The sequence below is a fragment of the Marinimicrobium locisalis genome, from assembly GCF_039822625.1.
Lineage (GTDB): Bacteria > Pseudomonadota > Gammaproteobacteria > Pseudomonadales > Cellvibrionaceae > Marinimicrobium > Marinimicrobium locisalis.
Genome location: NZ_JBDLLG010000001.1, coordinates 147,962 through 167,311 on the forward strand (window position 1 = coordinate 147,962; position 19,350 = coordinate 167,311).

Annotated in this window: 15 protein-coding genes; all 15 read left to right on the forward strand. The window is 60.2% G+C overall.

Features of this window, described 5'->3' with window-relative positions; translation table 11 throughout:
• The first annotated feature begins 49 nt into the window (after nt 1-49).
• The 15 genes from asd (at nt 50) to AAE514_RS00755 (ending at nt 19,052) form a co-directional block, all read left to right on the forward strand.
• The gene (gene asd / locus AAE514_RS00685) at nt 50-1,159 is read left to right on the forward strand and encodes an aspartate-semialdehyde dehydrogenase (protein WP_347329554.1); all 1,110 of its coding nucleotides are present in this window, start codon (nt 50-52) and stop codon (nt 1,157-1,159) included.
• A gap of 348 nt (nt 1,160-1,507) precedes the next feature.
• Nucleotides 1,508-4,738, forward strand: coding sequence for a FimV/HubP family polar landmark protein (locus AAE514_RS00690; RefSeq protein ID WP_347329555.1), 3,231 nt, complete (start codon nt 1,508-1,510; stop codon nt 4,736-4,738).
• A 95-nt stretch (nt 4,739-4,833) separates the two neighbouring features.
• Nucleotides 4,834-5,748, forward strand: a complete 915-nt coding sequence (gene truA, locus AAE514_RS00695) for a tRNA pseudouridine(38-40) synthase TruA (protein WP_430623866.1) — start codon at nt 4,834-4,836, stop codon at nt 5,746-5,748.
• A gap of 167 nt (nt 5,749-5,915) precedes the next feature.
• Entirely contained in the window at nt 5,916-6,554 is a 639-nt protein-coding gene (locus AAE514_RS00700; protein WP_347329556.1) for a phosphoribosylanthranilate isomerase, read from the forward strand.
• Nucleotides 6,541-7,788 carry a tryptophan synthase subunit beta gene (gene trpB, locus AAE514_RS00705; protein WP_347329557.1) on the forward strand — a complete coding sequence of 416 codons (1,248 nt, stop codon included), beginning with the start codon at nt 6,541-6,543 and terminating at the stop codon, nt 7,786-7,788. The genes AAE514_RS00700 and trpB overlap by 14 nt, the downstream gene beginning before the upstream one ends.
• A 24-nt stretch (nt 7,789-7,812) precedes the next feature.
• Nucleotides 7,813-8,619 carry a tryptophan synthase subunit alpha gene (gene trpA / locus AAE514_RS00710; RefSeq protein ID WP_347329558.1) on the forward strand — a complete coding sequence of 269 codons (807 nt, stop codon included), beginning with the start codon at nt 7,813-7,815 and terminating at the stop codon, nt 8,617-8,619.
• Nucleotides 8,620-8,705: 86 nt separating this feature from the next.
• Nucleotides 8,706-9,566 carry an acetyl-CoA carboxylase, carboxyltransferase subunit beta gene (gene accD, locus AAE514_RS00715; protein WP_347329559.1) on the forward strand — a complete coding sequence of 287 codons (861 nt, stop codon included), beginning with the start codon at nt 8,706-8,708 and terminating at the stop codon, nt 9,564-9,566.
• Between the two features lie 29 nt (nt 9,567-9,595).
• The gene (gene folC, locus AAE514_RS00720; RefSeq protein ID WP_347329560.1) at nt 9,596-10,918 is read left to right on the forward strand and encodes a bifunctional tetrahydrofolate synthase/dihydrofolate synthase; all 1,323 of its coding nucleotides are present in this window, start codon (nt 9,596-9,598) and stop codon (nt 10,916-10,918) included.
• The gene (locus AAE514_RS00725; RefSeq protein WP_347329561.1) at nt 10,911-11,576 is read left to right on the forward strand and encodes an SPOR domain-containing protein; all 666 of its coding nucleotides are present in this window, start codon (nt 10,911-10,913) and stop codon (nt 11,574-11,576) included. The genes folC and AAE514_RS00725 overlap by 8 nt, the downstream gene beginning before the upstream one ends.
• Before the next feature lie 147 nt (nt 11,577-11,723).
• Entirely contained in the window at nt 11,724-12,221 is a 498-nt protein-coding gene (locus AAE514_RS00730; protein ID WP_347329562.1) for a CvpA family protein, read from the forward strand.
• Between the two features lie 52 nt (nt 12,222-12,273).
• Nucleotides 12,274-13,809, forward strand: coding sequence for an amidophosphoribosyltransferase (gene purF, locus AAE514_RS00735; RefSeq protein WP_347329563.1), 1,536 nt, complete (start codon nt 12,274-12,276; stop codon nt 13,807-13,809).
• Between the two features lie 55 nt (nt 13,810-13,864).
• A complete protein-coding gene (locus tag AAE514_RS00740) occupies nt 13,865-15,052 on the forward strand; it encodes an O-succinylhomoserine sulfhydrylase (RefSeq protein WP_347329564.1) in 1,188 nt (395 codons plus the stop codon).
• A gap of 40 nt (nt 15,053-15,092) precedes the next feature.
• Entirely contained in the window at nt 15,093-16,016 is a 924-nt protein-coding gene (locus AAE514_RS00745) for an AAA family ATPase (protein WP_347329565.1), read from the forward strand.
• Nucleotides 16,017-16,051: 35 nt separating this feature from the next.
• Nucleotides 16,052-17,032, forward strand: a complete 981-nt coding sequence (locus AAE514_RS00750) for a DUF58 domain-containing protein (RefSeq protein ID WP_347329566.1) — start codon at nt 16,052-16,054, stop codon at nt 17,030-17,032.
• Nucleotide 17,033: 1 nt separating this feature from the next.
• Nucleotides 17,034-19,052, forward strand: coding sequence for a transglutaminase TgpA family protein (locus tag AAE514_RS00755; RefSeq protein WP_347329567.1), 2,019 nt, complete (start codon nt 17,034-17,036; stop codon nt 19,050-19,052).
• The last annotated feature ends 298 nt before the right edge of the window (nt 19,053-19,350 follow it).

A 19,350-nucleotide genomic window follows, 5' to 3' on the forward strand; every position in this document is an offset into this window, starting at 1 on the left:
GCCTTTAAGGCAAACAGAATTCACTCACTTAAAGAAAGAGAGACAGATTATGAAAGTAGGTTTTATTGGATGGCGAGGCATGGTTGGCTCCGTCCTTATGGAGCGCATGCAGGCAGAAAACGACTTCGCCGACATCGAACCCGTCTTCTTCTCCACCTCCAACGCCGGCGGTAAAGCCCCCGACGTCGTCGACGGCGTACCGCCGCTCAAAGACGCCTTCGACATCGAAGAACTGCGCGCGCTCGACGCCATCGTCACCTGCCAAGGCGGCGACTACACCAGCGAAGTCTTCCCCAAACTGCGCGAAGGCGGCTGGGCCGGCTACTGGATCGACGCCGCCTCCACCCTACGCATGAAAGATGATGCCGCCCTCGTACTTGACCCCGTCAACCTCGACGTCATCAAAGACAGCATCAGCAAAGGCGTTAAAAACTACGTCGGCGGCAACTGCACCGTCAGCCTCATGCTCATGGGCCTGGGTGGCCTGTTCCGCAACGACGCCGTCGAATGGGTCAGCGCCATGACCTACCAGGCCGCCAGCGGTGCCGGCGCGCAAAACATGCGCGAGCTGCTCAACCAAATGGGCGCCCTGCGTGACTGCGTCACCGACGAACTGGCCGACCCGCGGACCGCCATCCTGGACATCGACCGCAAAGTGGCCGCCGCCATGCGCAGCGACGACTTCCCCGCCGACCAGTTCGGCGCCCCCCTGGCTGGCAGCCTGCTACCGTTCATCGACAAGCAGCTGGACAACCGTCAGAGTAAAGAAGAATGGAAAGCCATCGCTGAGACCAACAAAATCCTGGGTCGCAGCGACAACCCCGTCCCGATCGACGGCGTCTGCGTACGGGTCGGCTCCATGCGCTGCCACAGCCAGGCGCTGACGATCAAGCTCAACAAAGACATACCGCTGGACGAAATTGAAGGCATGTTGGCGGACTCCAACGAGTGGGCCAAAGTCATCCCCAACGAGCGCGACGCCACTCTGCGGGACCTGACCCCGACTGCCGTCACCGGCACCTTGACCGTGCCTGTGGGCCGTCTGCGAAAAATGAACATGGGCTCCCAGTACCTGTCCGCCTTCACCGTAGGCGACCAGCTGCTGTGGGGCGCGGCCGAGCCGCTGCGTCGGGTACTGCGTATCCTAAAAGAAGCCTGATGCCAATCGGTCTTAGGTGAGGCTTAAGCGAAACCCGCCCGGGCGTGTCCGGGCGGGTTTTTCTAAAATGAGGCAGGCAAAATCACAAAAAATGGCACAAAAATCAGCCATTTTTGTGCGAAGGTACAAAGAATGTATAAAAATATGCCATAAAGCCGGTCACTTCTAGGCCCTAAGTGTTGATAAAAAGCTACTTATAATGAATACTTACAGCCATTAGTGAAGAATTATTCTAGGTTTTATAACTCCTGCTAAGCCAATCGGGTTCGCCGTGCCGCCAATATCGATGGGATAGTCGATGACAGTCGTCGGGCACAAGGGGCCAGGGAGATAATAAAGGATCATCCTATGCATCTGCTTCGTAAGCTGGTTTTCGTGATTGGGCTGGCCACATTGATGGCTGCCCAACAGGGTTACGCCTTGGGGTTAGGGGAGTCCGAGTTGCACTCGGCGCTCAATCAACCGCTGCGCGCGGATATCCAGCTAACCAACCTTCGGGGGCTCGACAAGGACGAAATCATCGTCCGGTTGGCGTCGCTCGACGATTTCGAGCGTGCCGGGCTCGATCGCCTGCCGTTCTATAGTCAGCTCCAGTTTGAGTTGATGTTGGACCACCCCGACGGCCCGATGGTTCGCGTGACCACTAATGATCCGGTCAAAGAGCCCTACCTCAACTTCCTGGTTGAGGCCCGCTGGGCCAGCGGTCGACTGCTGCGCGAATATACCTTCCTTCTGGATCTTCCCACATTTGACGACGAGCGCCAGGCTCAGCCGGTACAGACGGCTCCCTCCCAAGCGGAGCGCCCCCGAGCCAATCGCCAGCAACAGAGGCGCCAAGACACCTCCCAGCCGCGTCGCGAGGAACCTTCGTCCCAGTCCCGGGAGCCGGCCTACGCGGGAGAGACCTACGAGGTAGGCAGTAGCGATACGCTTTGGGAGATCGCCCTGCGAGTGCGTCCCAGCCGTGAACTGTCCGTTCACCAGACCATGCTCGCCATCCAGCGCAAGAACCCAGAGGCCTTCATCAACGGCAACATTAACCTGTTGAGAGAAGGGCAGGTACTGCGTCTGCCTGACCGCTCCGAGATTCAGGGCATGGATCAGCAGCGAGCCGTGCGCGAAGTGGCCGATCATAATCGCGAATGGTCCGAAAAGCGCACCATGGGTGCCCAGCTTGATGCCGGGCAGCGCGGGCGCAGCGAACGCAGTGGTCCCTCCGAGGCCAGTGGCCAGGTTCGTCTCGCCGCGCCGGGCGGCTCCGGTGAAGCCGGTCAGGGCGGTGGTGAGAGTACTGACTCCGGCGCCGAGCTTGAGTCCGAGTTGGCCGCCGCCGAGGAAGAGCTGGACAAGACCCGGCGGGAAAACCGCGAGCTGTCCAACCGGGTGGAAGAGCTCGAATCCCAGATTGAAACAATGGAAAGCTTGATTGAGGCGAGCAACGAGCAACTGAGCGCCCTGCAAGCGGCCGCGGCCAACCGTTCCGAGGCCGCTGGTGAAGGTGAGGATGCCCGCGAGCAGGGTGCCCAGCCCCAGAGTGCTGAGAGCGCCCGGGCTGAAAGCTCGGCGGTCTCTTCCGCCGCTGAATCAGAAGCGGCGGCCGTGGCTCAAGCCCAGGCGTCGGAAGCTCCCGAACAAGCGGAACCCGAACCGGTGGCGACGCCCGCCGAGGAAGAGCGTGACCGTAAGACGCGCGTGGTGCGTTCTCTCCCCGAGGAAAAAACCATTATTGATCACCTGGTCGACAATCTTCTTTGGATTGCGGCGGGTTTATTGGTCATCTTGCTGGCCGTCTATGCCTTCATGCGCCGGCGTGCCTCCCAGGCCGAACAGTCTGGCGAAGCATACGAGGAGGACTTTGAGCCGGCCTACGAAGAGGAAGGCTTTGTCGCGGAAAGCGATTCCAACGATTACGCCGAGGAAGAAGACGGCATCGACCTGTCTCGGGAAGAGGAAGTGGAGCCCGGGGCCGAGGCGTGGGATGAGGACGCGGACTCCGGCGTGGAGGCCGAAACCGGCGATGTGGTGGGAGAAGCCGATATTTACATCGCCTACGGCAAACTCGACCAGGCGGAAGAGCTATTGCTCAAGGGTCTTGAAAAAGAGCCCAGCTCCCCGGCCATCCTGAGCAAGCTGCTTGAAGTCTACGCGGAAAAACAAGATGTTCCCGCGTTCGATCGTTATTACACCGTTCTGCTGGGCACCGATGACCGCATGGCCATTCAGCGTGCCGGAGAGTTGCGGGATACGATTCCGGGCGCTGGCGAGTTCGACATCAGCGCCTTGGAAGAGAGCGGGGCGAGTGAGCCCGCACCCGCCTCTACCGACACTGAACCGTCTTACGACTTGACCGACGAACAGGATGACCTGGACTTCTCTTTCGACCTGGATGAGTCAAAAGACACCACTGAAGGTGGTGATGACCTAAGTCTGGACGATGATTTCAGCTTCGACCTGGATGATGAGCTGGGCTCGGAAGAAGACGCCGCGGCCGTGACCTCCGAGGGGGGCATAGAGTCCTCTACGAGCCGTTATGATCTGTCGTTCGAAGAGTCGCCGGAGGTAAACCCCGAAGATGAATTTGCCCTTGACTTCGATCTGGAAGAGGAAGACAGCGCTGTTTCTCTGGAAGAGCAGGCTCCGGCCTCCGAGGCCACGGACAAGCAAAGCGGTGAGAGTGAGGAAGAGTCGTTTCCCGAGCTTGATCTGAACCTCGACGAAGAGGAACTCACCTCGGAGCGCGATGAACAGGCCGTTAGCGCCGAAGACGATTGGAGCTTTGACCTGGAAGCCGACGAGTCCACCGGCGCCAACCTGGAGGCGCTCGACGATGAGCTGTCGCTTCTGGATGAGGAAGGCTCTGAAGACAAGACCGAAGTTCACCTCGAGCCGGCCGATGACCTGAGCGCTGGAGCGCCCGACGATTGGGAGGATGACCTCACGGTACACGAAGCGGGCCTGGACCAGGACGCTACCTCTGAGGATGATCAGGAAGCCGGGCAAGACGCCTTTGCCGACCTGGATGAGGCGTTGGCCGAAGCCACTGAGGAGCCCTCGAGCGAGAAGCCCAGCGAGCCGGAAGCGGCTCGGGAAGAGCCCGGCGATGAGGCCGATCTGGATCTCGATGATGTAGATATGGGGGATATGGATCTCTCGGCCTTCGATGAAGAAATGAGCGGCTTGGATGCGGACCTGGGCGGCGATGAGGAGCCTGCCGCACCGGCGCAGGAAGAAGAGTTGTCTTTGGGTTCCGAAGAGCCGGAAGAGTCTGTTTCGGCCGACGTGGACGAGGACACAATGTTCGAAGAAGCCTTGTCGGGTCTGGAAACAGAGGAGACCCCCGACGCCGAGGAGGCCTCCGCCGAGTCAGGGTCCGAGCAAGGCTCGGGCGAAGATATGGACGCCGAGCTGGACTTTCTGGCCGATACCGACGAGGCGGCCACCAAGCTGGATCTGGCCCGTGCCTACATCGACATGGGGGATGCCGATGGGGCTCGGGATATTCTCGAAGAAGTGCGTCAAGAGGGGAACGACCAGCAGCAACAGGAGGCGGCCGAGCTTTTGGGTCGCATCGAAAGCTAGTATTGCTCTTAACGCTCTCGCAAAGCCTTGCACAGCCCCTGTGCAAGGCTTTGTTGTTTACTGACCCAGCCCTTTGCGCACGAGCGTAAACCACTATGACCGAAACCCAGGAACCTGAAACCCCACGCCGAAAGAGCCGCCCCTATAGCCGTAACATTGAAATCCTGGCGGATACGCCCTGGCCGGAGGGTATGAGGCGGGTGGCGCTGGCGGTGGAATATTTGGGAGGCCAGTACCACGGTTTTCAGACGCAGCCGACCGGGGTGGCGACGGTGCAGCAGCACCTTGAACGGGCCCTGAGCGCCGTGGCCAACGAGCCGATCACATTGGTCTGTGCCGGCCGAACGGACGCGGGTGTCCACGCCACCGGCCAGGTGGTTCATTTCGACACCCTGGCCGAGCGGCCGGAAAAAGCCTGGGTACTCGGAACCCGGGCCAATCTACCGTTTGATATTGCCGTGCGTTGGGCCCGGCCGGTGGAGCCCGGTTTTCATGCGCGCTTCAGCGCCGGTTCCCGCACTTATCGTTATCTGATTTCAGACCGCAAAACCTACTCGGCGCTGACCCACCAGCAGGTGACCTGGTCCCGCAAGCGCCTGGATGAAAACGCCATGCGGGAGGCGGGGCAGGCGCTTGTGGGGGAGCACGACTTCACCTCCTACCGGGCCAGTCAGTGCCAAGCGAAAAGCCCGGTACGGCGCATTGAATACCTGCATATCGCCCGGCGCGGCGACCTGGTGGTGCTGGAGGTCAAGGCGAATGCCTTTCTGCATCACATGGTGCGCAATATTGTGGGTGTTTTGATGGCCATTGGTGCCGGGGAGGCGCCGGTGGCCTGGGCGGGAGAGATACTGGCGGCCAGGGACCGCCGCGCCGGCGGGGTGACCGCCCGGCCTTTCGGTCTTTACTTGGTTAACGTGGCCTATCCGGAGCGCTTCGGTTTGCCCACCACGGCGCCCGGGCCGCTCTTTGTGCCCGAGCCTCTGGGAGCCCTTGAGCAAAGTCCATAACCCGTTTGCCACCGCCGGAGGGCATTGAATCGGCAGCATTTTTCGTGGATTTCTGCTAGTATCTCCGCTCAGTTTTGCTGGGTGGCAGGGGCCCGGTTTTCGTGAGTGGCAAGGAACACGAAATACGAACGTCTGCACTCACATGGCACAAACGACGCCGGAGCGGCATGAACCTAGACCTTCGAGTCAAAATTTGCGGAATTACCCGGCCAGAGGACGCCCGCCTGGCGCTCCGTGCGGGGGCCCATGCGCTGGGGTTGGTTTTTTACCCGCCCAGTTCGCGCGCGGTCAGTGTAGAGGAAGCGAAAGCAGTGGCCGGTGCCGTCGGCCCTTTTGGGACTCTGGTGGGGCTGTTCGTTAATGCCACGGCGGAAGAAATCGAATCGGTATTGTCGCAAGTGCCCTTGCAACTGCTTCAGTTTCACGGCGACGAACCGGCCGAACACTGTGAACGGTACGGTTTGCCGTACATCAAAGCGCTGCGAATGCGGCCCGAACTGGATGTCTCCGCCGTCATGGCCGAGTATCCGAATGCGTCCGGATTCTTACTGGATGCGTATCGAAAGGGAGTGCCCGGCGGCACCGGCGAAACCTTTGACTGGCAGCGTGTTCCCAAGGCTTCCAGTCGCCCGGTGATACTCGCCGGCGGCCTGACACCGGACAACGTCGCCCGGGCGGCGGCCGCGACCCAGCCCTACGGTGTCGATGTCAGTGGCGGTGTGGAGGCGGCCCCCGGCGTCAAGGACGCACGAAAACTCAATCAGTTTATTGCTAATGCCATCAACGGTGAACATGGTGACTTCTAAGACTCAAGCGTTTCCCAACAAGCGGTACTCCGACACCGACTACAGTCAGTTCCCCAATGCCGAGGGGCACTTTGGGAATTACGGCGGCCGGTTCGTATCGGAGACCTTGATTTACGCGCTCGATGAGCTGGAGCGTATTTACAGCGACTTAAAAAACGACCCGGATTTTCAGGCCCAGTTCGACAAGGACTTGGCCGAATATGTCGGCCGGCCCTCTCCGCTGTACCATGCCGAGCGTTGGAGTCGGGAAGTGGGCGGCGCGCAGATCTATCTCAAGCGAGAGGATTTGAACCACACCGGCGCCCACAAGGTGAACAACACCATCGGCCAGGCGCTGCTGGCGAAGTTTACCGGCAAACAGCGGGTGATTGCCGAAACCGGGGCGGGTCAGCACGGCGTGGCATCCGCCACCGTTGCCGCCCGGCTGGGGCTCAAGTGCTGCGTGTATATGGGCGCGGAAGATGTTCAGCGCCAGTCGCTCAACGTCTACCGGATGAAGCTGCTGGGGGCGGAAGTGATTCCGGTGACCTCCGGCTCGCGCACCCTGAAAGACGCCATGAACGAAGCCATGCGCGATTGGGCCACCAACGTTGACGACACCTTCTACATCATCGGTACCGTGGCCGGTCCTCACCCCTATCCGCAGCTGGTGCGTGACTTTCAGTCGGTTATTGGCCGCGAGGCGCGGGCTCAGTGCCTGGAGCAAACCGGCCGGCTGCCGGATGCGCTGGTGGCCTGTGTGGGCGGTGGCTCCAACGCCATCGGCCTGTTCCACCCCTTCCTCGGTGACGATGAGGTGGAAATGTACGGGGTTGAAGCCGGTGGTGACGGCGTTGAAACCGGCCGCCATGCGGCGCCGCTCAGTGCCGGTATCCCCGGCGTACTGCACGGCAACCGGACCTACTTGATGGAAGATGAGAACGGCCAGATCATCGAGACCCACTCGGTCTCCGCCGGCCTCGATTACCCCGGCGTCGGCCCCGAGCACGCCTGGCTGAAAGATCAGGGCCGGGTGAACTACGTGGCCATCAATGACCAGGAGGCCTTGGGCGCCTTCCGTAAGACCACCCTGGTCGAAGGTATTATGCCGGCGCTGGAGTCCAGCCATGCGCTGGCCTACGCCGAGAAGCTGGCGGCGACCATGCGCCCGGACCAGAATATTGTGGTTAACCTCTCCGGTCGCGGGGATAAAGACATTCTCACCGTTGCCAAGATCGACGGAATCGAAGTATAAGCGCCGTATCGGGAAATAGAATTCATGAGTCGTATTGCCAAACGTTTACAAACCCTGCGAGAGCAGGGGCGCAAGGCCCTGGTGACCTACATCGTCAACGGGGATCCCTACCCGGAGGCCACTCTGGCCACCATGCACGAGCTGGTGCGCCAGGGGGCGGACATTATTGAGCTGGGTGTGCCGTTCTCCGACCCCATGGCCGAAGGGCCGGTGATCCAACGGGGCCACGAGCGGGCACTGAAGCACAATATTAGCCTGCGCGGGACGCTGGCGCTGGTCAAAACCTTTCGTGAAACTGATAATGAGACGCCCGTCGTGCTGATGGGCTACGCTAACCCTATAGAGCGTATGGGTTATGAAACCGTTGCCCAGTTGACCGCCGAGGCGGGCGTGGATGGCTTTTTGACGGTTGACCTTCCGCCGGAAGAAGCGGTGCCCTTAAAACGCGAGCTCGAAGCGGTGGATGTGGACAACATTCTACTGCTGGCCCCGACCACCAGCGTGGAGCGGGCTCGTCGCGTGGCCTCCCTGGCCAGTGGCTTTATCTATTACGTCTCCCTCAAGGGGGTAACCGGTGCCGGCCACCTGGACGTAGACGCGGTAAAAACCAAACTCGATGAATTCGGTGAGCTGACTGACTTGCCACTGTGTATCGGGTTTGGCATTAAAGGCCCGGAGACGGCCAAGAAATTATCCGCATTGGCGGATGGCGTGGTAATTGGCAGCGTGCTGGTGGACAAAATGGGTGGCATGCACGAGCAGAACCCTGAAGAGATTGCCAGCGCCGTCGGCGCTATTGTGGGCGATATTCGCCGCGGCCTGGATGAATAGGACGGGCTGAACGCCACCGCGTATCCGGTGAGATGACACCGGATTTTTGAATTGAACCGTACAACGATTTCGCAGAGAGAATCGACATGAGTTGGTTAGAGAAGATTGTTCCGAGCATGGCGCGCTCTGAAGCCAAGCGCGGCAGCAAAGTACCTGAAGGGCTGTGGAAAAAATGCCCCAAGTGCCAGGCTGTTCTGTATCGTCCAGAGTTGGAGCGCAATCAGGACGTGTGTCCGAAGTGCGATCACCACATGCGCATCGGCGCCCGTACGCGGCTCAACCTGTTTCTGGATGAGGGCAACCGAGAAGAACTGGCCACCGACGTCGAGCCGGTTGATCGGCTCAAATTCCGTGACGTCAAGAAGTACAAGGATCGCCTGAGTACCGCTCAGAAAAGCACCGGCGAGAAAGACGCGCTGGTAGCCATGAAAGGCGAACTGAAAGGCATGCCCGTTGTGGCAGTGGCGTTTGAGTTCGCCTTCCATGGCGGCTCCATGGGCTATGTGGTGGGTGAGCGTTTCGCCCGAGCCGCCAAGCTTGCCCTGGAGGAGGATATACCGCTGGTCTGTTTCTCCGCCACCGGTGGTGCCCGTATGCAGGAGGCGCTGATCTCCCTGATGCAGATGGCCAAAACCAGCGCCGTGATTGAGCGTCTGAAAATGCAGGGGACGCCGTACTTGTCCATTATGACCGACCCGGTCTATGGCGGCGTGTCAGCCAGTTTGGCACTGTTGGGGGATATTAACGCGGCGGAGCCCAATGCCCGAGCCGGTTTTGCCGGGCCGAACATCATTGAGCAGACCATTCGCCAAAAATTGCCCAAGGGCTTTCAGCGCAGTGAGTTTCTACTCGACAAAGGTGCAATTGACCTAATTATTCACCGCCGTGACATGCGCGATACCGTCGCTCGTCTGTTGGCCAAATTGACCCGGCGCGAGGCTGTTTGATAAGCCAAAAAATCTGATAGGTCTGAAGCATGCGCTTTGAGCGTCTGGACGACTGGCTGCGGTGGCTGGAAAGCCACCACCCCACCGAAATAGAGCTCGGCCTCGCACGCATTCGCGCGGTGGCCGAGCGGCTTGATCTGCTTACCCCCGCCGCTCGAGTGATCAGCGTGGCCGGCACCAACGGCAAAGGTTCTTGCGTGGCCGCCTGTGGTGCCCTGCTGGAGGCGGCGGGTTGCTCGGTCGGAACCTACACCTCTCCCCACTTGCTGCGTTACAACGAACGCATCGTCATCGACGGCGCCTTCGCGTCCGACGAGGAACTGTGCCAAGCCTTTGCCCGCATCGACGAGGCCAGCCCCGACATCAGTTTGACGTACTTTGAGTTCGGCACGCTCGCGGCCCTGGATATTTTCCAGCGCCGCCGGGTGGACGTGATGGTACTGGAGGTCGGCTTGGGGGGGCGATTGGACGCGGTGAACATTCTGGATGCCGACGTGGCCATCGTCACCAGCGTGGACCTGGATCACCAGGACTGGCTGGGCAATGACAGGGACAGTATCGGGCGGGAGAAAGCCGGCATCTACCGGGCGAACCGTCCGGCTCTGTGTGCCGACCCCGCACCGCCCGAGGGCTTGTTGGTCACCGCGCGGGAGCAGGGGGTGGCACTGCAGCAGCTGGGCAGCGACTTCGGCTTTGCCATCGAGACTGATGGTTGGTACTGGTGGGGGACCGGCGAGAGCGGCACCGCCCAGTCGTTGATGCTTCCGGTACCGTCACTGCCCTGGCCGAGTGTGGCGGCGGCGCTACAGGCTGTGGCGCAGCTGGGGTTTGAAGTGAATGCCCTGGCCGAGAAGGCCGGATTGTCCAGCCTTACGCTGGCGGGGCGTTATCAGCGCTTCCTGTGGCGGGGCCGAACCCTCATAATGGACGTCGCCCATAATCCCGCCGCTGCCCGCCATCTTGCAGAGCGCTTGGCGCGCGAGGCCTTCCCTCGAACGCTGGCTCTGGCCGCCATCATGGTGGATAAGGATCGGGTGGCGACCTTGGCGCCGCTAGTGTCAGAAGTGGGGCACTGGTGGCTTGCATCGTTGCCGGACGTCCCCAGAGCCGCCAGTCCCGGGCGGTTGGCCGGGGATTTAAAGGAGCTGGGGGTTGAAGCCGACGGCTGTGGTACATTGGGGCAGGCCGTCGACTGGCTGCTCTCATACTCCCGCCCCGGTGATCGCATTGTGGTTATGGGGTCCTTTTTTACCGTGGGCGCGGCGATAGCGGCCTGGGCCGATCGCGACGAGCGTCTTGAGCCGGAGGTTCAGCCGCCGGAGGCGGAAGATACGGAGTCGTTGAATGAATAGCGGTTTGAAACAGCGCTTGGTGGGCGCGATCGTGCTGGTGGCCATCGCAGTGATTTTCGTGCCGACTTTTCTCAGGGAGCGGCAAGTCGAGCCGGTAAGCACCAAAACCTTGATTCCCGATCGCCCGCCCCGGGAAACCGTGACCTTTGAAAACCCCGAACCCCCGGAAGACATCGAACCGGCACCGGAGCCGGAGACGATGTTTATGCCAGAAGCGTCGCGTTCGCCCGCTGAGTCAGGCCGCGAGGAGGCTGACGAAACCGCGGCCCAGGTCTCTCCAGCACCAGAGTCGGGCGAGGCCCAGCTCCAGAACGAGACGCAAGAAGAAAGTCCAGAGGAACAGGCGCCCGCAGAGACGGCGCAAGAGGGGCCGGAACCCACCCCGGAACCCGACACCACCCAAAGCCAAGCGGCGCAAGGCCAGGCCTGGGTGATCCAGGTCGCCAGCCTTCGCTCGGCCGATAGCGCCCGGGATTTGAGAGATAAACTCCAAAAACAGGGGTACCGAGCCTACGTTCGTTCGGCCAATACCAGTGCGGGCGAGGTCAGCCGGGTTTTTATCGGCCCCAAAATTAGCCGTGATGAGGCGGAGTCGACCAAGGCCGCGGTGGATAAGGCGCTGAAAGTAGACGCCCTGATTATGCGTTTCGAGCCTTAACCCGGGTTTGGGGCTGGGTAAGGCAATCAGTCAACCGAAATGAAGCGGGGGTATCTGATACCCGGTGCCTCTGCTAAAATGCGCCGCCACGGCCGGGTAGCCGGCCCTAAACCGGGGAGCCTTCCTTCCAATGAGACGGGCCAGCGAATGAATTGGGCAGATTGGGCCATTCTGGGCATATTATTGGTGTCCAGCCTCATTAGTATCAAGCGCGGCTTCGTCAAAGAGGCCTTGTCTCTCGTCACCTGGGTGGTGGCCTTCATAATTGCCATGCTGTTCGGCGATCGCCTGGCGGTGTTGCTCACGGACTTGATTCCCACCCCCTCCATTCGCGAAATGACGGCGTTTGTGATCTTGTTTGCCTCAACGCTGATAGTCGGGGCCATGGTAAATTACCTCATTGGCGAGCTGGTCAGGATGACGGGGCTCTCGGGCACGGACCGCTTGTTTGGCATGTTGTTCGGACTGGCTCGGGGCTTAGTGGTGGTCATGGCGCTGTTGATTCTCTTGCCCTCCATCGTCCCCTTGAATCAGGACGAGTGGTGGCAGGAGTCAGCCCTGATACCGCATTTTCTGGCGTTCGAGCACTGGGCCCGCGCGCTGGCGGCAGAGACGACCCGGTTCTTTTTTCAGTGGTTTGAGTAGTGGGGCACCGGTAACGGTGCGCTGTTTTTTGTGACGTAAAGGTGGTTATTCTATGTGTGGCATTGTCGGTATTGTGGGTAAGAGCGATGTCAATCTTCAGCTCTATGACGCCCTCACCATACTGCAGCATCGCGGCCAGGACGCAGCGGGTATTATGACCTGTGACGGCGGCAAACTGGCTCAGCAAAAGGCCAACGGCCTGGTGCGCGATGTGTTTCGCACTCGCCACATGCAGCGCCTGGTGGGTAACATTGGCATTGGTCATGTTCGCTACCCAACCGCCGGCAGCTCGGGGCCGGCGTTGGCACAGCCGTTTTACGTCAATTCGCCCTACGGCATTGCGTTGGCCCACAACGGTAACCTGACCAACGCGGACCAGCTCAGTGAAGAGCTGTTTAAGACCGACTTGCGTCATGTGAACACCGACTCGGACTCCGAGGTGCTGCTCAACGTGTTCGCTCACGAGCTGCAATCCCAGGGCAAACTTCAGCCCAACGAAGACGATATTTTCGCGGCCATCGCCGGCGTTCACCGCCGGGTCAGTGGGGGCTACGCGGTGGTCTCCATGATCGCCCGCTATGGCATGATTGCGTTTCGGGACCCGCACGGCATCCGCCCCTTGGTCTATGGTAAGCGGGAGACCGAAGCCGGAACCGAGTACATGGTGGCCTCGGAGAGCGTGGCCCTTGATGTGCTCGGCTTTGAATTGATTGCCGACGTGGCGCCGGGCGAGGCAATTTACATCACCGCCGAAGGGCAGCTGCATCGACGTCAATGCGCGGAGAATACCCGCTTGACCCCCTGTATTTTCGAGCACGTTTATTTTGCTCGCCCGGACTCCATTATGGACGGCATTTCCGTTTATAAAGCGCGTTTGCGCCAGGGCGAGAAGCTGGCCGATAAAATTCTGCGCGAGCGACCCAATCACGATATTGATGTCGTGGTGCCCATTCCCGACAGCAGTCGCGTGGCCGGCCAGGCACTGGCCTACAACTTGGGCGTTAAGTTTCGGGAAGGCTTGGTGAAGAACCGCTACATCGGCCGAACGTTTATTATGCCGGGACAGCAGCAGCGCAAAAAATCCGTACGCCAGAAGCTCAATACCATTGAGCTCGAATTCAAGGGCAAGAACGTCCTGCTGGTGGATGATTCCATCGTACGTGGCACCACTTGTCAGAAAATTATCGAAATGGCCCGGGATGCGGGAGCAGCCAAGGTGTATTTTGCCTCGGCAGCGCCTCCGGTGACTTACCCCAACGTATACGGCATTGATATGCCGACGGTGAAGGAATTAATTGCCCACGGGCGTACGCAAGATGAAATCTGCCGGGAGATTGGTGCCGACTGGCTGATTTACCAGGAGCTCGACGACCTGATTGCCGCTTCCGCCGAAGGTACCGGCCAAGTCACGGAGTTTGACTGTGCGGTATTCAATGGCGAGTATGTCACAGGGGACGTTGACGATGCCTACCTGGATAAACTGGAGGCTGAGCGCAACGAAGGGGCCAAAAGCATGGCCAGTAAAAAGGCGGGCAAGGCCGAGGCGACGTTGATCGGGCTGCACAACGACGTGGTGGAGAATTCCTGAAGCGAAGACTTCACACGCGGATATTGGCAAGACGAAGATTTCCAACGAGAACGAAATGACGGATTCGGATGATTTTTTAAGAGAGGCCGGCCTGGACACCTTGGCAGTAAGGGCGGGTTGTCATCGCACCCCGGAAGGGGAGCATAGCGAGGCGATGTTTCTTACCTCCAGCTACGTGTTTGAGAACGCTCAGGAGGCGGCGGACCGTTTTTCGGGGGAAGAACCGGGCAATGTCTATTCCCGTTATACCAACCCCACCGTTCGGGCCTTCGAAGAGCGCATTGCCGCACTGGAGAAAGCCGACAGTGCCGTGGCCACCGCCTCGGGTATGTCGGCGATTTTGAGTACCTGCATGGCCTTGTTGCAGGTCGGTGATCACATTCTCTGCTCCCGCAGTGTCTTCGGCACCACCACCGTGCTTTTTACCAAGTATCTGCAGAAGTTCGGGGTGGCCACTACCTTTGTCGACCCTACGGACATGGTAGCGTGGGAGCAGGGCTTCCAGGCGAACACCAAGCTGGTGTTTGTGGAAACCCCCTCCAACCCGCTGTGCGATGTGGTGGACCTAAAAAAGTTGGCCGAGCTGACCCACAGCCGGGGCGCGCGCCTTGTGGTGGATAACTGCTTCTGCACGCCGGCGCTCCAGCGTCCCATAGAGTTCGGCGCGGACTTGATTATCCACTCCGCCACCAAATACATCGACGGGCAGGGCCGTTGTCTCGGCGGCGTGGTCGCCGGTGACCGGGAAACCATGGGAGAGGTGCTTGCTTTTATTCGCAGCGCCGGCCCGACCCTCAGTGCCTTTAACGCCTGGGTGTTCCTAAAGGGATTGGAAACCTTGCGCCTGCGTATGGAGGCCCACTCTCGCAACGCTCAAGCGCTGGCGGAGTGGCTGGTTGAACGGCCCGAGGTGGAACAAGTGTATTACGCCGGCCTGCCCACACATCCAGGCCACGAGCTGGCCCGTAAACAACAGTCGGCCTTTGGCGGGGTGCTCTCATTTCAGGTGAAGGGTGACAAAGCCGCCGCCTGGAAGGTGATCGACAGCACCCGTATTTTCTCGCTGACCGCCAACCTTGGGGATGCGAAAAGCACCATCGTCCACCCCGCCACCACTACTCATGGTCGGCTGACGCCGGAACAACGAGCGGAGTCCGGCATTGCCGACAACCTGATTCGGCTGGCCGTGGGGCTCGAAGATGTCGAAGACCTGAAAAAAGATCTGGCCCGGGGCCTGTCCTGACGAATAGACACCGGATGGATAGACGAGAGGACGGTTCGGAATGCGGGATTTTGCTCAGGCCATTGTTAATGAAATCAGCCAGGTGTTATTGGGCAAGGAAGACAAAATCAAACTGGCACTGGCCTGTTTGCTTTCCGACGGCCACCTGCTAATCGAAGACCTGCCGGGCATGGGGAAGACCACCCTTTCCCACGCTCTGGCGCGAGTACTGGGCCTGTCCTACCAGCGCGTTCAGTTCACCAGCGATATGTTGCCCGCCGATATTATTGGGGTGTCCGTGTTCGAGCGGGACAAGGGGCAGTTTTCGTTTCATCCCGGCCCGGTTTTCACCCAGCTGCTGTTGGCGGACGAAATCAACCGCACCACCCCAAAGACTCAGAGCGCGCTTCTGGAGGCCATGGAGGAGCGGCAGGTGACGGTCGAGGGTGAAACTCGCAAGCTGGAGGAGCCATTCTTCGTCATTGCCACTCAAAACCCGCTCTCCCAGATGGGGACTTTTCCCTTGCCCGAATCCCAACTGGACCGCTTTTTGATGCGGATCAGCCTGGGTTACCCTTCGGCCGAGGCCGAGCGGGAAATGCTACTCGGGGGGGACCCGCGAGCGCATTTGGCCTCGCTGACGCCACGGCTCAAGCCGGCTCAGCTACCGAAAATCAAAGAGGCCGCCAGGCAAGTCAAAACCTCTGAGAGCCTGCTGGATTACCTGCAGCGGCTTATTCACCACACGCGCCAGTCCCCCGATTTTCCTTCCGGCTTGTCCCCCCGTGGGGCCTTGGCGCTGCTGCGCGTTGCCAAGACCTGGGCCTTTATGCACGGGCGAGGCTATGTGATTGCCGAAGACCTGCAAACCCTCATTCCCCCGGTGGTCGGTCACCGGATTGCGCCCACCTCTGCGGGCTCTGAGAGCCACGAACATACCCTGGTGACCGAGCTGTTGAACGCGGTCGATGTGGTCGGCGGTTGACGCGGCTTCCCAATCACTCTCAACGATGATGCGCTATGAGAGTTGCACCGATACTAAAAAATTGGTTTTGGGCCTGGATCGCCCGGCGCGCCCCCAGAGCCGCCGCCGTACAGCTGCGGCATAAGTCGATTTACGTACTGCCAACGGCACAGGGATGGGGCTTTTTACTGGTCATTGCTCTGCTGTGGTTGCTCGGGACCAACTACGAAAACAACCTGATTCTGGGTGCCGCCTTTTTGTTGCTGAGCTTGATGGTGGTCTCCATCGTTCATGCCTTTCGTAACCTCTCTGGCCTTACCCTGTCAGTGGTACGCACCCACCCCGCCTTTGCCGGGGAATTCGCTGAATTCGATGTACTGCTGGAAGCGGCCCCCGGCTCGCGTCACGACGCTTTAAGGCTGGGGTGGGACCGGCTCCTGACCGTCGAGACCGATGTTCCCGCCGGCGGCGAATGTTGTGTCAGTCTCTCTCACAAAGCCCACCGGCGAGGTTGGTTGTTGCCGGAGCGGCTGCGTATTCAAAGCGTTTATCCCTTGGGATTTTTTCGAGCTTGGTCCTGGGTCCAGTTGGATGGTGCCGCGCTGGTTTACCCCGCGCCCCGGCCGACGGACCTCTCCCCCCAAAGCAGCACCTCCCAGGACGAAGGCACCGAGCTCTCGCGGGAAAATCAGGAGGAGTTTCAAGGTTTTCGTGTGTATCAGGTCGGCTCCCCCTTGGCCCATGTGGCTTGGAAACATTACGCTCGGGAGCAGGGCATGCACCTGAAAGACTACAGCGGCTATCAAAGTGAACAGGTCTGGCTGGACTGGGACGCGCTGCCCGGGCTGGACCAGGAAAGTCGGTTAAGCCGGCTGTGCCATTGGGCCCTGGCCTACGGCAAGACCTCCGCCCAATATGGCTTGCGCCTGCCGGGGGTGACGGTGGGCCAGGGTGCGGGGGCGCCGCATCAGGCCCGGGTACTAAAGGCGATGGCGCTTTATGGCATATCGGACAACATGACCAAGAGGAGCGGGTAGGGTGGCTGATCGGGAACAGGTAAGCCGCACGGCTCTGGCTTGGTTGCTGGTGGCCCAGGTCATCATTCTCTTGCCCCACTCGGTGCATGCCCCCTTGTGGTTGTGGGCGGTATGGCTCTGGGTGGTACTGTGGCGCTGGCAGATTTTCAGGGGCGCCTGGGGTTTCCCTTCGCTGGTCCTGCGCGTGGGGATGATGGCGGCGCTGGGGGGCGGGTTGCTGCTCAGCTACGGCGTCAAATTTGATATGACCGCCATGGTGGGGCTGTTGCTCGCCGGGTTTGTTCTGAAACTGCTGGAACTGCGGGGCCGGCGAGATTTACTCGTGACGATCTATCTGGGCTATTTCGTCGCCGCCACTCAGTTTCTGTTTCACTTGGGACCGCTGGCAGGGCTTTATGGCACCCTCTCTCTGCTAGCCTTGACCGCCACTCTGGTGGCGGCGAACCAGTCGCTGCTATCCCACCGTTTTTGGCCCAGTCTCAAACAGGCCGGTGTGCTGCTGGCGCAGGCCGTACCGCTGATGCTGATTCTGTTTCTGGCCATTCCGAGAACCGGCGCCCTTTGGTCCGTGCCTTCGGACGAGCGGGCCGCGATGACGGGCATTAGCGATAGCATGTCACCGGGGGATATCGGAGAGCTGGCCCAATCCAATGCCCTGGCCTTTCGGGTGACTTTTGACGAGGGCAAGGTTCCACCCCCCGAAGACCGCTATTGGCGTGGGCTGGTGTTCTCTTACTTCGATGGGCGTCAGTGGCGTCCCAGTCGCCGGCAGAGCGCGTCCGAGCTGGCGAATTGGGATCGCGCCTCGGTAGCGCAGTGGCGCCAGCTGCTCGATCCGGTGGGGGCCCCGGTGAGCTATTCGGTTATGTTGGAGCCCACAAGGCAGCGCTGGCTGTTTGCCCTGGCGGCGCCCACCGAGTGGGAGGAGCAGCTGGGGATGGGGCACGACATGCGTTTGCTGCGGCGCGAGCCGGTGCAACAGCGGATTGCCTACCAGGTGACCTCGCATACCGAGTACCGCTTTCAGGCCAATGAACTGGAAAACTGGGAGCGACAGCAGTCACTTCAGCTACCCCGGGACTTTAACCCCCAGACCCGGACCCGAGCCCGGCAGTGGGCGCGTGAGACGGGTTCCGAGCAGGCGCTGATCGATCGCCTGATGAGCCATTACCGCGCCCGCTTCCGCTACACCCTGCGACCCCAAACCCTGGGTCAACATACGGTGGACGAGTTCCTTTGGCAGACTCAGGAAGGGTTCTGCGAACACTTCGCCAGCAGCTTTGTGTTTTTTATGCGGGCGGCGGGCATCCCAGCCCGGGTGGTGGTGGGTTACCTGGGGGCCACTAAGAACCCCGTGGAGGATTACTGGTCGGTTCGCCAGCGCGATGCGCACGCTTGGGCGGAAGTTTGGCTTCGCGGCCGAGGCTGGGTTCGGTTTGATCCGACGGCAGCGGTCGCTCCTGAGCGTGTTGAACGCGGGTTGGATTCGAGCCTTTCCAGTACGGATACGCAGATGCTGGAGCGGGGTTTTGGCTCCAGTCTGGCGCTGGTGCAGCGTCTTCAGATGCGGTGGGATGCGTTTAACTACCAATGGCACCGCTGGGTGTTGGGGTACGACCAGGACCAACAGTCGCAGTTTCTGGAGGATTGGCTGGGCGGAGATGAGCTCTGGCGCATTGCGTTGGCGGTTATGTGTGCCGGGGCTTTACTGGTTCTCGGGCTTTTGTTGATCATTGTGTGGCGCCAGCGGCCCCGGTACGCGTATCCGGCTGACCGACAGTGGGCGAGAGTGGAGCGTAAGCTCAATCGCGCCGGGTGGACCCGGGAGCCGGGGGAAACCCCACGTTCGCTGGCTCAGCGTGTGGGGCAGACATCGCCGTCATTGGGCCGAAGCCTGGCGCACATTGCGCAGTTGTATGAGTTGGTGAGCTATGCCGACAATCGGTCTGCGCTCGCCGAGTTGAGGACCCGGGCCAGTGGTTTTCGATCACCGAAAAGGGGCCGGATCCGGCGCCAATGAATAGGTAGGGTGCGGCCCACCCTACCTATTGCTTTATCTTGGGGCAGCTCTTCCGCTTAATGCATTATTGTTGTGCGTGCTGATCAGCTTTCGCACAAAAATAGTGCTTTATTGGGAGATTCCCGCGTTTCTTATTCGTAAGCCCTTGAAAAATAAGAAGAATAAAAAAGGCATGGTTCGTGCTTTCAAAATCGCTCTGCACTCTTGTGCAACGCCTTCGTTTTCTTTTTCGGTAACGGCCGAAAGGGATGGGAGGTTTTGTGCATTTTCAGTGGGTTGCACTCTGTCGGTGCCATTA

Bases quoted from the DNA above. Each gene is read 5' to 3' on its own strand.
- AAE514_RS00740 (WP_347329564.1), top strand. From the start codon at position 13,865: ATGACGGATTCGGATGATTTTTTAAGAGAGGCCGGCCTGGACACCTTG.
- AAE514_RS00745 (WP_347329565.1), top strand. From the start codon at position 15,093: ATGCGGGATTTTGCTCAGGCCATTGTTAATGAAATCAGCCAGGTGTTA.
- AAE514_RS00690 (WP_347329555.1), top strand. From the start codon at position 1,508: ATGCATCTGCTTCGTAAGCTGGTTTTCGTGATTGGGCTGGCCACATTG.
- accD (WP_347329559.1), top strand. From the start codon at position 8,706: ATGAGTTGGTTAGAGAAGATTGTTCCGAGCATGGCGCGCTCTGAAGCC.
- trpB (WP_347329557.1), top strand. From the start codon at position 6,541: ATGGTGACTTCTAAGACTCAAGCGTTTCCCAACAAGCGGTACTCCGAC.
- trpA (WP_347329558.1), top strand. From the start codon at position 7,813: ATGAGTCGTATTGCCAAACGTTTACAAACCCTGCGAGAGCAGGGGCGC.
- AAE514_RS00700 (WP_347329556.1), top strand. From the start codon at position 5,916: ATGAACCTAGACCTTCGAGTCAAAATTTGCGGAATTACCCGGCCAGAG.
- purF (WP_347329563.1), top strand. From the start codon at position 12,274: ATGTGTGGCATTGTCGGTATTGTGGGTAAGAGCGATGTCAATCTTCAG.
- asd (WP_347329554.1), top strand. From the start codon at position 50: ATGAAAGTAGGTTTTATTGGATGGCGAGGCATGGTTGGCTCCGTCCTT.
- AAE514_RS00725 (WP_347329561.1), top strand. From the start codon at position 10,911: ATGAATAGCGGTTTGAAACAGCGCTTGGTGGGCGCGATCGTGCTGGTG.
- truA (WP_430623866.1), top strand. From the start codon at position 4,834: ATGACCGAAACCCAGGAACCTGAAACCCCACGCCGAAAGAGCCGCCCC.
- AAE514_RS00750 (WP_347329566.1), top strand. From the start codon at position 16,052: ATGAGAGTTGCACCGATACTAAAAAATTGGTTTTGGGCCTGGATCGCC.
- AAE514_RS00730 (WP_347329562.1), top strand. From the start codon at position 11,724: ATGAATTGGGCAGATTGGGCCATTCTGGGCATATTATTGGTGTCCAGC.
- folC (WP_347329560.1), top strand. From the start codon at position 9,596: ATGCGCTTTGAGCGTCTGGACGACTGGCTGCGGTGGCTGGAAAGCCAC.